Consider the following 13,810-nt stretch of genomic DNA (forward strand, 5'->3'; position numbering starts at 1 on the left):
AAAGGAGAAAACCTTCTCATCCCCTGGGATAGAAAGCTTCTCCATTTTTCTTTACTGAAAATCAAACAATGACATCTGATTGGAATCCGGCAGATCACCGAACAATCCCAAATCATCCATCAGATCAATTACCGTCTTGCTGACCTTGGTTCTGTTGCGGAAATCGTCCTTTGACAGGAATTCTCCCTCCTCCGCTGCAAGCACCACGGCATCGGCGGCCCTGTCTCCCAGGCCCTCTATGGTATCCAGGGCGGGCATCAGCTTCTCATCCATGATCTGGAAGGTGTGGGCATTGGCCTTATAAAGGTCAATGGGCAGAAACTCAAATCCTCTGGCATACATCTCCTGCACGATCTTCATATCCCTGTATGTGTCCTGTTCCTTCTTGCTCAAGGTATCCTTGCGCTTCTCATAGTCGTCCATAAAATACTCCAGCTTTTCTTTTCCCTGGCACATCAGCTCATAGGAAAAGGCAGTTGCACGGATACTGAAAAATGCTGCGTAGTATGCAAGCGGATAGTAAATCTTACAGTAGGCAATTCTCCATCCCATCATAACGTAAGCCGCTGCATGGGCTTTTGGGAACATGTACTTGATCTTCTTACAGGACTCAATATACCAGTCCGGCACATCATGTGCCTTCATATCATCGATCCAATCCGGCTTAAGCCCCTTTCCTTTACGCACGCTCTCCATAATGGTAAACGCCTGCCCGTGCTCCAGCCCCTTGTTGATCAGATATATCATAATATCATCTCGTGTACAGATACAGGTGGTAATGGTCGCCGTCCCGGATTTGATCAGATCCTGAGCATTTCCCAGCCACACGTCTGTACCGTGGGAAAGGCCGGAAATACGCACCAGGTCAGAAAACGAGGTGGGATTGGCGTCAATTAACATCTGCATGGCAAAATCGGTTCCGAACTCCGGAACACCCAGGCAGCCCAGAGGGCAGCCCCTGATATCATCCGGTGTGATCCCCAATGCATCCGTATTTTTGAAAAGAGACATAACCTCTTTACTGTCCAGAGGGATCTCCCTGGCATTGATGCCGGTCAAATCCTCCAGCATACGGATCATTGTGGGATCATCGTGTCCCAGTATATCCAGCTTCAGCAGGTTGGAGTCAATAGAATGGTAATCAAAATGGGTGGTGATAATATCGCTGCTCATATCATTGGCCGGATGCTGCACCGGGGTAAATTCCTCGATATCCCAGCCAATAGGAAGAACAATGATACCCCCCGGATGCTGTCCCGTGGTCCTGCGGACTCCTGTGCAGCCCTGCACGATCCTGTTAATCTCACAGTACCGCTTCCGGCTTCCCCGCTCTTCAAAATAATTCTTCACATAACCAAAGGCTGTCTTTTCCGCAAGGGTACCGATGGTGCCTGCCTTGAAGGTCTGTCCGGCGCCGAAGATAACCTCCACATAACGGTGGGCCTTACCCTGGTAATCTCCGGAGAAATTAAGGTCAATATCCGGCTCTTTGTCCCCCTTAAATCCCAGGAAGGTCTCAAAGGGAATGTCAAACCCTTCTTTTGTCAGGGGCTTTCCGCACACCGGACAATTCTGATCCGGCATATCACAGCCGGCCCTGCCGGAGTAAGCCCGCACCTCCTCGGAATCAAAATCACAGTAATGACAGGAAGGACAGTAATAATGAGGGCTTAGAGGGTTAACTTCCGTGATACCTGACATGGTGGCAGCAAAGGAAGAACCAACGGAACCACGGGAACCTACAAGATAACCGTCACTGTTACTCTTCCACACCAGTTTCTGGGCAATCATGTACATAACCGCATATCCGTTGGAGATGATCGAGTTCAGTTCCCTCTCCAGACGCTCCTCAACCACTTTGGGAAGCTCATCCCCATATATCTCATGAGCCTTGCTGTAGCAGATCTCTCGCAGCATCTCATCTGAATTTTCAATGACAGGGGGACATTTACCATTGTGGATCGGGGATATCTTCTCCACCATATCCGCGATCTTGTTTGGATTGGTGATAACAACTTCCTCAGCCTTCTCACTTCCCAGATAGGAAAATTCATCCAGCATCTCCTCCGTGGTATGAAGGTACAGGGGCGGCTGTAAATCCGCATCGTCAAAGCCCTTGCCAGCCATGATGATCCTTCTGTATACCTCGTCCGACGGGTCCAGGAAATGCACGTCGCAGGTGGCCACCACGGGCTTATTGAACATCTCCCCAAGCTTCACGATCTTCTTATTGACATCCCTCAGATCATCCTCTGTCTGGATATCTGTCCTGTCCTCATCCCGCAGCATAAAGGCATTGTTGCCGATAGGCTGGATCTCCAGATAGTCATAGAAGTTCACCAGCCTGGCGATCTCCGGTTCGGGCCTGCCGTTTAAGACTGCCTGGTACAATTCCCCTGCCTCACAGGCGGAACCTATCATAAGCCCCTCCTGGTATTTCAGATACAGGCTCTTGGGTATTCTGGGCCTTCTGTGATAATAGATCAGATGGGAATCTGACACCAGATGATAGAGATTCACCCTGCCCGTATCATTTTTAGCCAGGATAATGGCATGGTAAGAGGGCATTTTCTGCACTGCGTTCACAGATACAGCCCCCTTCTCGTTAAGCTCATCCAGGGTACCGATATCACGTTCTTCACACATGGTGATAAATTTCTGGAAGATCTGGGCTGTGCACTCCGCGTCATCCACAGCCCTGTGGTGATGTTCCAGGGAAACGCCCACTGCTTTCGCCACAGTATCCAGTTTAAAACGGTTTAACTGCGGAAGCAGGAAACGTGCCATTCCCACAGTGTCCACGGACGTGTAATCTGTCTCAATCCCTAAATCCTTACAGTTCTTCTCAATAAAGCTCATATCAAATTCCGCATTGTGGGCAACCATGACAGCCCCCTTGCAAAATTCCACGAATTTTGGAAGCAGCACGTCAATGCTCTCTGCACCTGCTACCATACTGTCATTGATGCTGGTGAGTTTCTCAATCCTGAAAGGAATGGGGATTCTGGGGTTTACAAACTCAGAGAACCGGCCCACGATCTTGCCGTCCTCCACACGGACCGCACCGATCTCGATGATCTTATCACGAAGCGCGGAAAAACCCGTTGTCTCTATATCAAATACCACAAAGGTCCCCCGCATGGACTGTCCTTTGCTGTTCTGCACAATCCCCTTCATGTCATCTACCAGATATGCCTCCACACCGTAAATGACCTTAAAATCCGCATCCGGGGGCACTACCCCGCCCCAGGAATCAAAGCAGTGGTTTGCCTCCGGGAAAGCCTGCACCACCCCGTGGTCTGTAATGGCAATGGCCCTGTGCCCCCACTCATAGGCGCGCTTGATGATGGCCTTTGCATCTGACACACCATCCATATCGCTCATCTTCGTGTGGCAGTGAAGCTCCACTCTTTTTTCCGGGCTGGTATCTGCCCTGGAACTGGTAAAGGGGGCGATCTTCTTGATGCCCACCACGCTTCCGATGGTCAGCTCACTGTCATACCGGTCAATGGTGGTAACGCCCTTCAGCTTCAGGAAAGCTTTCTCCTTCACACCCCCCAGGATCTCTTCCACCTGGTCGTTCCTGGCAAACATCTTCACTGTGATGGAATCCGTAAAATCCGTGATGGCAAAAATGATGATGGTCTTTTCATTTCTGATCTCTCTGGTCTCCAGCGTCATGATCTGACCGCGGATACAGACTTCACCCATCTCTGTCTGGATGCTTTCCAGAGGAATCGTCTCATCCTCAAAATCCCTGCCATAGAGCACATCGGGATTATCGGAGCGTTTGATGCTCCGTTTGTAATCACCGAAACTGCGGTCACCTTTTCCGAATGCTTTTTTGCCCTTTGCGTCTTTTCCGCCTTTGGGATCTTTCTTGTCTTTGTCGTCCTTTTTCCCGCCTTCTGCCGTTTTTTTATCAGCAGGCGCTTCTTTTCCGTCTGTACTTTTGCCTTCCCCGATACCTTGGACAGCGGAGGATTCTCCTTCTTCCGGGTAATCCTCCCCGTCATCCTGCTGCCCGAAAGAAGACTGCTCAATCACGTGAGCAGCCTCCTGCATAATACGAATCTCACTGTTTTTGCGGACCTTGCTCTCGCTGGCTTCCACATATTCAGGCTCCACGATCAGGGAAAAGGGACAGCGCTCACAGAACACCTTCTCAATGTAAGAGACAAGTTCCTCCTCCCGGCTTTTAGCCAGCACAGAGGACTGCATTTTAAGCTCCATCTTCTGTTCCTCCGGGAAGGAGATCTGGGCAGTGCGGAACATATTATATACCAGAATGCTGTAGTTTTTCAGCTCCATGGACATGGAGGCGCGGTATGCGTCAAAAAAAAGCTTTGGCGTATACTGGCCGGTCAGAGTGAATTTTTCTATGATCTTCACTGCCATGGGTACACCGGGAAAGAACTGGTTCCGTATGGTCTCCTCCAGGAGATAGATATATTTTTTATGAATCCACTGTCTGCTCCGGATATAGATTCTGATATGGTCTTTTTCCGGATTGACGGCAACCTTTGTCACCACTACCTCTTCCAGCAGGGCAGCCAGCTCCTGCCCCACCTCCAGATTGGGGAAGACATCCAGAAAATTCTTTTCCATCTTTAAGCTTCCTTTCCGTAAAACACTATTTCTCCCAGTTCTCCAGTTCCCGCCGAAGGGTTCCAAGAAGCTCTGCCTCCGGAACTTTTCGGATGATCTCACCCTTTTTGATCAGCAGACCCACACCTTTGCCGCCTGCGATACCGATATCCGCCTCTTTTGCCTCACCGGGGCCATTGACCACACAGCCCATAACAGCCACCTTAATGTCCAGCGGAAACTCCTGCACCATGGTCTCCACCTGGTTTGCAAGTCCGATCAAATCAATCTGCGTTCTTCCGCATGTAGGGCAGGACACCACCTCTATACCTCCTTTTCGGAGATTCAGGGTCTTTAAGATCCTCTTTGCTGACTTGATCTCCTCCACCGGGTCTCCGGTCAGGGATACCCGGATGGTGTCACCGATCCCCTGATACAAAATGATGCCAAGGCCCACAGCGGATTTGATATTGCCGGAGTACAGGGTGCCCGCTTCTGTGATTCCCACATGGAGAGGATAGTTCGTCCTCTCTGCCAAAAGTTCATGGGCTTTGACGCACATGAGCACATCTGAGGATTTGATACTGATCACCAGGTTGTCATAGTCAAAAGCTTCAATGATCTTCACCTTGTCAAGCGCGCTCTCCACAAGCCCCTCCGCAGTCACACCGTGATACTTCTCCACCAGCTCTTTTTCCAGAGAACCGGAATTAACGCCCACACGGATGGGGATATTCCGCTCCTTTGCAGTGTCCACAACGGCCTTTATCTTCTCCGGCCCTCCAATGTTGCCCGGATTGATACGGATCTTGTCGGCTCCGTTCTCCATGGCCGCAACAGCCATCCTGTAATCAAAATGAATGTCAGCCACCAGGGGAATATGGATCTGTTTCTTGATCTCCCCAAGGGCCTCTGCCGCCTCCCGGCTCGGAACCGTACAGCGGACGATCTCACACCCTGCTGCTTCCAAAGCCAGGATCTGTGCCACCGTGGACTTTACATCCTCTGTTTTTGTATTGGTCATGGACTGGATCAGGATAGGGTTTCCCCCGCCTATTTTTTTATCACCTATCTGCACCACTTTTGTATGGTCACGATACATATTACTGCCTCCTGTATAATAAGCGTGTTTGAGCGTGTCCGGGCTTTTTAGCCCAAACACGCCCGCTTCTGTTTACCGGTTGATCTCTAAGAGTTTCTGTTTCAGTTCCCCTTCCAGACGGTTCATCTCCACCTCTGCCTCCATACGCTTCTGGTGTCCCTCTTTCTGGATGTTCATGATCTCATCAAATGTGCTGATCAGTGACTCGTTTGTATGCTTCAGAGTCTCGATATCCACAATGCCTCTCTCAGATTCCTTTGCAGCCTCGATGGTAGCCATCTTCAGTGTCTCCGCATTTTTCTGGAGCAGGGCATTTGTCATATCTGTTACCTGTCTCTGTGCCCTTGCAGCTTCCGAGGAATGAGCCACACCCAGGGCCAGGACCATCTGGCTTTTCCACAGAGGAATGGTATTTACCAGGGTGGACTGGATCTTCTCCGCCATCAGGGTATCATTACCCTGTACCAGACGGATCTGGGGTGCCGTCTGAATGGAGATCATGCGGGTAAGTTCCAGGTCATGGATCTTCTTTTCAAATCTCTGGCACATGGAATCTAAGTCCTTGGCTGCCTGGGCGTCCTCCGGAAGGCCGCTCCTCTGGGCTTTGTCCATAAGCTGGGGAAGGTCTGTATTTCTCACTTCCTGGAGTTTCTTCTTTCCTGCCAAAATGTACATGGAAAGTTCTTTGAAATAGTTCAGGTTCAGCGCATACATCTTGTCCATGGTGGCAGCATCCTTCATAAGCTGAATCTGGTGCTGCTCCAGGGTCTGTACGATCTTTCCTATATTGGTTTCAGCCTTGGCATATTTTGTCTTCATGGCTTCTATTCTGTTGGAACCGCGTTTGAAGAAACCGCGCAGGCCTTTTTCCTCCTCGGCCGCGTCAAAGCTTTTGAGCTGTGTCACCACATCGCCCAGAAGGTCTCCTACTTCACCCAGGTCCTTTGTCTTTACTTTTTCCAGAGCCTCCTCTGAGAAATCCGCCATCTTTTTCTGGGTGCCTGCCCCATACTGCAGAATGGCTGCGGAATTGCGGATATCAATCTGTCTTGAAAAATCATCCACCATTTTCCGTTCCGCTTCGGAGAGCACACTCTCGTCAAGCTGCGGCTCCACCGGCTCCTCTTTTTTTATTTCCACAACCGGCGCCTCCTCCTTTGGCGCATCAAATGTCAGTGTGGGTGTTACTGTAAAATCCTTGAATTCGTCACTCATCTCTTACTCCTTCTTTGGTTTCATTTCACGCCTCGGTAATTTCACAGAGTACGGCTGCATTTATATCCAAATGTTGATCTGCCTCATGTCAGTAGGGGATACCGAATCCGCTCCGCCCGCCACTGCCATTAACTTTATTTTCGGTGACTCATCTCTCCGCCTATAGATGCAAGAGAAATCTCACTTATCTTCTTGAAAATCTTTGCCGCCGGTGAGACCTTCCTGTGCCAGCATAGTTTTTAGAACAGATATATCCGTGGATACATCCCAGGCTGTATCCCTGAAAAAGCTGTCCAGAAGGTTTTCAAATGCCTGATTGATGGTATCCAGTGTATTTTCAATCTCCTTCTTTGCGGTTTTAATATTATCGCCTTCCACGTCCTGTTTGTCCAGCTCTTCATATGCCTGCAGAAGCTTCACTGTGGTGGGCAGATAATAATCCATAAATTTGTGCAGGTCATCGATCAGCTCCGGATGCTGTTCCACACGTTTGAAGATCCGGCGGATCACATTTTCCAGATGATACATTTTATTGGATATCTCCACGCCCGGAATCGCGTCATTGCTCTTCCGTATCTGTTCCATGTAGGCATTGCCTTCCGCTATAACCTCACGGGTTTCTTTGGATAGATCCCCGTCTCCCGCTGTTTCCTCTTCTTTTTTGATCTCCTGCTCTTTTGTCTTTTGCTGGATCTCCGCCTGTTTCTTTGTCTCCAGATATTGCTTGTAAGATTCGTCACTGGTGATCAGACAGGTACCCGAATCATCCAGATGGCCTTCCAGAAACATATATTTCTTGATCATCCGCTTCAGATCCCTGCGGACAAATTTCTCCGGTTTTCTGACGCCCTTTGCCAGCTCTGAAATTTCCGCATACGTCCTGCCGTTCAGGGTGTGTATGTAGGAGCGGAAACGGTTCACTTTTTTTCTCAGCTTATTCCCACAGATCCCCATGATACCGCTGATCCCTATTGCGGGACCAAACACAGAGACAAATATCCCCATTTTCTCCGCCAGGGAACCTATGAACAGCGAGCAGATTCCCAGCACAGTCAGCGTAACGCCAAACATAGCCAGCAGCGCAAAGCCCAGTGTGGTAAATAATATACCCATGGCTCTTGGTCCGCTGGTATTTATATAGAGGGCAAACTTTTCTCTTGCCTCCTTCACACGTTTTGTTTCCGGGTAGTGATACCTTGGCCTTGTCTGCGTCCCGTCCCGGGAATAGCTCCTGTCATTCCATGAGGAACTGCCCGCGTAAGTTTTGCGGGAGCCGGGTCCTCCGTAAGACCTGCCGTTTTGCCCGGGGCCTTTATAGCCCGGTCCCTGATTCATACCGTTCTTGGCCTGGTCCATGCCGCTTTTTGCCGCGTCTTTCACGCTGTTGGCCACATTACTGAGGGCGTCTTCCAGCGTAGCACCCAAGTCCCGGTTCAACCGGTTAAAGTTTCCTGTGTCCAGGGCATCCTGTACGATATCCTTAATATCCCTGCCCAGATTATTCCAATCATTATTTGCCATTTTTTATCTCTCCAGTTTTAAAAAACTAATAGCTGCTGCATATACATCTCCGTTTGAATACGATTATATATGAAATAAGAGAAAAAAGCAATGCGGCATCTCTTGCAATTCACGGATTAAAGTTCTATAATGGTAAAAAATATTTTATTACATACCGTATCTATCGGCAGAATGGAGGATTCACTATGGAAAAGAAGAACATTGACTGGTCTAACCTCGGTTTTACATATATGAAAACCGACTACCGCTATGTTTCTAATTATAAGGACGGCGCCTGGGATGAGGGCGCAATGATAACAGACGACACCGTGGCGATCAATGAATGCGCAGGTGTCCTGCAGTATGCGCAGACAGTTTTTGAGGGGCTTAAGGCTTATACCACAGAAGACGGCCGCATTGTCACCTTCCGCCCCGACTTAAACGGTGAGCGCATGGAAAATTCTGCCCGCCGCCTGGAAATGCCTGTATTCTCAAAAGAACGCTTCATAAAAGCCGTGATTGAGACTGTAAAGGCAAACGCCGCCTATGTTCCTCCCTACGGCTCAGGAGCCACCCTGTATATCCGCCCCTATATGTTCGGAAGCAATCCGGTCATCGGTGTGAAACCTGCCGATGAATACCAGTTCCGTGTATTCACCACCCCTGTAGGACCTTACTTCAAAGGCGGCGTAAAGCCTCTGACCATCCGTGTCAGCGATTTTGACCGGGCTGCACCAAACGGTACAGGCCATATCAAAGCAGGCCTTAATTACGCCATGAGCCTTCACGCCATCGTGGATGCCCACAACCAGGGCTTTGACGAGAATATGTATCTGGACCCAGGTACCAGAACAAAGGTGGAGGAGACCGGAGGTGCCAACTTCCTGTTTGTCACCAAAGACAACACTGTAGTCACTCCAAAATCCAGCAGCATCCTGCCCTCCATTACCAGACGTTCCCTGATCTATGTTGCTGAACATTATCTTGGGCTGAAGGTTGAGGAAAGAGAAGTTCTCTTGGAAGAAGTCAAAGATTTCGCTGAATGCGGACTCTGCGGCACAGCTGCCGTTATCTCTCCTGTGGGTAAGATCGTAGACCACGGCAAAGAGATCGTACTGCCGGCAGGCATGGAACAGATGGGACCTGTAACCCAGAAGCTGTATGATACACTCACAGGCATCCAAATGGGAAGACTGGAAGCTCCCGAGGGATGGATCCAGGTTATCGAATAAGGCTCCCATGACATTTGAGCAGATCCGCTGCTTTATCGCAGCTGTTGAACATACTACTTTTTTTAATGCCGCCGAATCTCTTAACCTCTCCCAGTCGGCACTGTCAAAACAGATCATAAAACTGGAAAAGGAACTGGACATCCGGCTGTTTGACCGCAGCCGCAGAAACGCAGTCCTCACAGAGGCGGGCAGGGAATTTTACAGACATGCCCTTACCCTTGACAGCCAATACGGAACGATGCGTAAAAAAATGGATACCTTCCGTGAATCCTGCCAATGGAATCTGCATGTGGGGACCCTTCCTTTCCTGACCCAGTACCAATTGACAGAAAAACTGAAAGCTTTCAGGGAAACGCATCCCGAAATATGCCTCACCTTGAGCGAGGTGGAGGAACATGACCTGATGGATGGCCTGTACCGGGAAACCTTTGACCTGGTTTTTGCCAGAAATGCCCTGGCGGATGCCTCTGTCCACAGATGTTATCCTCTTGCGGAGGATGAGCTGACAGCAGTCCTGCCAGCTGACCACTGTCTGGCGCAAAAATCTTCCGTCACTCTTACGGAACTGGCGGGGGAAGATTTTCTGCTCATGAATCCATATACTTCCATTTATCAGCAATGTATGGAGCTTTTCCGGAAGGCACAGATCACACCACATATTTTACGCACAGGGCGCGCGGAGACCATTATAAGCGCAGTCTCTGTAAAGGAAGGGATCAGCCTTCTGGGAAAAAGCAACTTTGAGGTTTTCAGTTATCATGACCTCTCTCTTGTACCGCTGGACCCTCCCGTTCTGCTCCCGGTCTCTGTCATCCGGCTGGCAAGCCATCCTATGACGCAGGCCATGCGGACTTTTATACATGCTGTGCAAAAAGGACCACACAACTGACACGGCCTCCGGAAGAGATCCATCTTCCGGAGGCCATATCTTATCTGCAGAAAACTGCAGGTATTATTCTTTATTCCTTTTATACTGTACAAATTGGTATTCCAGATCAAAATATGTCTGCTCCTCACTGGCCCCTGCCACTGACCAGTCTTTTCTCTCGTCCAGATTCGGAAACCAGGTATCTGCCTCATAGGCAAAATCAATCTTTGTCACATGAGCCGTATCACAGTGATCCAGCAGCGCGCTGTAAACACTGTCCCCTCCGATGACATAGACATCTTCACTGTCATACTTTTTCAGTTCCTCCATGAGTTCGTCCACACTGTGCACGATCACAGCACCTTTTACTTTATAATTCACATCCCTGGTCAGGACAATATTTGTACGGTTCTTTAGGGGCTGTCCTCCCGGAAAACTCTCCAGCGTCTTTCTCCCCATCACCACTATCTTGCCTGTGGTGGTTGTGCGGAAAAACTTCATGTCAGCCGGAATACTTACAAGGAGACGGTTGTCTTTGCCGATTCCCCAATTCTTATCTACCGCTACGATTATATTCATTTTGTCTCTCCTTTGCTTAACGATTTTCAGACTGCTATAGGTATATTTTTGATCTGCGGCCCAGCCTGATAATCCTCCACAATTAGATCATTGGTGGTAAACTCATAAAAATCCTTTATCTCCGGATTCAGGGATACCTTAGGTGCCGCATACGGTGTCCTGGATATCAACTCCCTGATGGCCGGCACATGGCGGTCATAGATATGGGCATCCGCGATCACATGCAGCAGTTCTCCGGGAATCATGTCATTGACCTGGGCCACCATCATAAGAAGGATGGAATACTGGCATACATTCCAGTTATTTGCTGCCAGAATATCCTGGGAACGCTGGTTCAAAACCCCATTTAAAATAAGCTTCTCCTCCCCCGGCTCCTTTGTCACATTGTAAGTCATACTGTAGCAGCAGGGATCCAGGGCGCCGCTGTTCAGGTATTCAAACTGATACAGATTTGTCATGATCCTGCGGCTGTAGGGATTCTCCTTCAACTGCCGCAGCACGTAATCCATCTGGTCGGTCTCCTCCCCTTTATAGATGAACTTTCTCCCCACCACATCTCCGTAACAGGTTCCGATCGAGCCGTTTTCATCCGCCCAGGCATCCCAGATATGAGATTTCAGTTCGTGGATGTTGTTGGATTTTTTCTGGTAGATCCAGAGGATCTCATCCATGCAGCTTTTGAGAGCAGTCCTGCGCAGTGTCAGTGCGGGAAATTCTTTTCTCAAATCATACCGGTTCACAACCCCAAAACGTTTGATGGTGTAAGCACTTTCCCCGGTATCCTCCCATTTTGGACGAACCTTCTCGCCCTTTGTATCTGTGCCGTTTTCCAGAATATCACGGCACATATCCATAAAAATATGATCTGCCTGACTCATGTCTCGTCCTCGCTTTTCTATTTGTTTATTCCATGCCCGGCAAGTCTGGAGAGATTTCTAAGCATATTTATTTAGTTTTTTATCTCGTTTCTGCCGTTATTTTATCTCTGTTAAATATATTACTTTGGCTTGCTTATTTTATGTTGCCTCTATACAGCCACTTTATTATAACTTCCGTGAAAATATTTGACAACTGTTATTTTGAGAACACCGCATCATTTCTGGAAAGAAGATATACGCAGTACTGATTCATACTGATTCCTTCTCTCTGTGAGTGTTCTGCCAGTGATCTGTGCAGACTTCGTGGAATTCTCAATTTAAACTGCCCAGAATAATCTTCCAGACTATCCCGCTTGCAGATACCATACATCCGGGCGGCTAATGTTCTTTTTTACTGAAACAGATCCATGATCCAAGGATTGGAAGTCACAAAAATAATGAAGATCACAACAGGCAGCACAAATTTGATCAGCACTGACCACACAGAAACCAGCTTAAAGCTGATTTTCCCTTCATTCGTGACTTCCTTCTCTGCGTTTTTGCTCTTCCACACCCAGCCGATAAAGATACAGGCCAGGATTCCGCCGATTGGCAGAGACACATTGGACACCAGGTAATCTCCCAGGTCAAAGAAGGTCTTTCCTGCGATCTTGATGTCACTCCAGATTCCAAAGCTCAGGGCACATGGAATACCCAGGCAGGTGATCAGCACAGCGGAGATCACAGAAGCCTTTGCGCGGCCGACTTTAAAGGTATTCACAGCAAAGGAAACCACTACCTCCAAAAACGCAATGCTGGTGGAGACCGCTGCAAAAAGCACTAACACAAAGAATACAACGCCAAAAATCTTTCCTCCCGTCATCTCGTCAAACACTGCGGGAAGGGTCTGGAACATCAGGCTCGGTCCGCTTGTGGGTGAAAAGCCAAAGGCAAATACAGCCGGAAGAATGGCAAATCCTGCGATCATAGCCACCATGGTGTCGAAAAATGCAATACTTACGGCACTCTTAGGTATATTCTGGTTCTTGCCCAGATATGCCCCGTATGTAATAGTAGCTCCGGTTCCCAGTGACAGGGAGAAGAACACCTGTCCCAGTGCTGACAGGAAAGCTCCCGGTGTCAGTTTGGAGAAGTCCGGTTTCAGGAAGAACTTAATGCCTTCCCCTGCGCCGGGAAGCGTACAGGAACGTATGACAATGACGATCAGGCAGACAATCAGAAGAGGCATCATGATCTTACATGATTTTTCAATCCCTTTCTGAATTCCCATCACAACGATTGCCACAGTTATGACCATAAATACCAGATAATAGATGATCTGGCTTCCTGTATTCCCTGTGAATGATGTAAAAAACGCTTCACTGCTCTTTGGCAGTCCTGTAACAGAAACAAAAATATACCGGATGACCCAGCCGCCCAGAACAGCGTAATAAGAAAGTCCGATAAAACTTGTGATCACAGCCAGTATACCCACCCCGCCCCATTTGGAGTTCAGGGCTTTATAGCTTCCAAATGCATCTTTTCCTCCTGCGCGGCCAATACTGATCTCAGCAATGATCAGCGGAATCCCCACCAGAAAAATGCAGATGAGGTACACAAGAACAAAGGCACCGCCCCCGCTCTCCCCCACAAGCATTGGAAAACGCCATAAATTTCCCATTCCCACAGCAGACCCTGCTGCTGCCATAATAAATCCGAAGCTGCCCGACCATTTGGGCGCTCCTCCTGTTTCCTGTGTCTGTTTACTCATGATCTCCTCCTTTTCCGGCAATAAAAAAGTATAAAGTGGTAAAAAAAAGCCCCCATCCTTAATTGTATACACAATCAGGACGAGAGCATTACGCTTCGC

At 48.8% G+C, this 13,810-nt stretch carries 9 protein-coding genes and 1 pseudogene; 2 read left to right on the forward strand and 8 right to left on the reverse strand.

Going from position 1 to position 13,810, the window contains the following annotated elements; all coding sequences use genetic code 11:
• Nucleotides 1–51 precede the first annotated feature (51 nt).
• The 4 genes from CI595_RS04340 to CI595_RS04355 all read right to left on the reverse strand — a co-directional run bounded on the left by CI595_RS04340 (nt 52) and on the right by CI595_RS04355 (nt 8,425).
• The gene (locus tag CI595_RS04340; protein WP_095172065.1) at nt 52–4,608 is read right to left on the reverse strand and encodes a PolC-type DNA polymerase III; all 4,557 of its coding nucleotides are present in this window, start codon (nt 4,606–4,608) and stop codon (nt 52–54) included.
• Nucleotides 4,609–4,633: 25 nt separating this feature from the next.
• On the reverse strand, nt 4,634–5,689 hold the full coding sequence (gene ispG / locus CI595_RS04345) for a flavodoxin-dependent (E)-4-hydroxy-3-methylbut-2-enyl-diphosphate synthase (RefSeq protein ID WP_095172066.1): 1,056 nt from the start codon (nt 5,687–5,689) through the stop codon (nt 4,634–4,636).
• A gap of 72 nt (nt 5,690–5,761) precedes the next feature.
• Nucleotides 5,762–6,904: a toxic anion resistance protein gene (locus tag CI595_RS04350; RefSeq protein WP_095172067.1), complete on the reverse strand. Its 1,143-nt coding sequence runs from the start codon at nt 6,902–6,904 to the stop codon at nt 5,762–5,764.
• A 180-nt stretch (nt 6,905–7,084) separates the two neighbouring features.
• Entirely contained in the window at nt 7,085–8,425 is a 1,341-nt protein-coding gene (locus tag CI595_RS04355) for a 5-bromo-4-chloroindolyl phosphate hydrolysis family protein (protein ID WP_095172068.1), read from the reverse strand.
• 185 nt (nt 8,426–8,610) lie between these two features.
• Between CI595_RS04355 and CI595_RS04360 the strand changes: the two genes are divergently transcribed.
• Entirely contained in the window at nt 8,611–9,636 is a 1,026-nt protein-coding gene (locus CI595_RS04360) for a branched-chain amino acid aminotransferase (RefSeq protein WP_095172069.1), read from the forward strand.
• Between the two features lie 7 nt (nt 9,637–9,643).
• The gene (locus CI595_RS04365) at nt 9,644–10,525 is read left to right on the forward strand and encodes a LysR family transcriptional regulator (RefSeq protein ID WP_095172070.1); all 882 of its coding nucleotides are present in this window, start codon (nt 9,644–9,646) and stop codon (nt 10,523–10,525) included.
• Nucleotides 10,526–10,588: 63 nt separating this feature from the next.
• On the opposite strand, the gene CI595_RS04370 is transcribed toward CI595_RS04365, so the two are convergent.
• The 4 genes and pseudogenes from CI595_RS04370 to CI595_RS04385 all read right to left on the reverse strand — a co-directional run bounded on the left by CI595_RS04370 (nt 10,589) and on the right by CI595_RS04385 (nt 13,711).
• Nucleotides 10,589–11,083 carry a dihydrofolate reductase gene (locus CI595_RS04370; protein WP_095172071.1) on the reverse strand — a complete coding sequence of 165 codons (495 nt, stop codon included), beginning with the start codon at nt 11,081–11,083 and terminating at the stop codon, nt 10,589–10,591.
• Nucleotides 11,084–11,109: 26 nt separating this feature from the next.
• A complete protein-coding gene (thyA, locus tag CI595_RS04375; protein WP_095172072.1) occupies nt 11,110–11,961 on the reverse strand; it encodes a thymidylate synthase in 852 nt (283 codons plus the stop codon).
• A 196-nt stretch (nt 11,962–12,157) separates the two neighbouring features.
• Nucleotides 12,158–12,310, reverse strand: a pseudogene (locus CI595_RS04380) (toxin-antitoxin system HicB family antitoxin); the annotation flags it as partial.
• A 42-nt stretch (nt 12,311–12,352) separates the two neighbouring features.
• Entirely contained in the window at nt 12,353–13,711 is a 1,359-nt protein-coding gene (locus tag CI595_RS04385; RefSeq protein ID WP_095172073.1) for a sodium-dependent transporter, read from the reverse strand.
• Between the last annotated feature and the right edge of the window lie 99 nt (nt 13,712–13,810).

Origin of the sequence: Blautia hominis, assembly GCA_002270465.1 — a bacterium.
GTDB classification, from domain to species: Bacteria; Bacillota; Clostridia; order Lachnospirales; family Lachnospiraceae; genus Blautia; species Blautia hominis.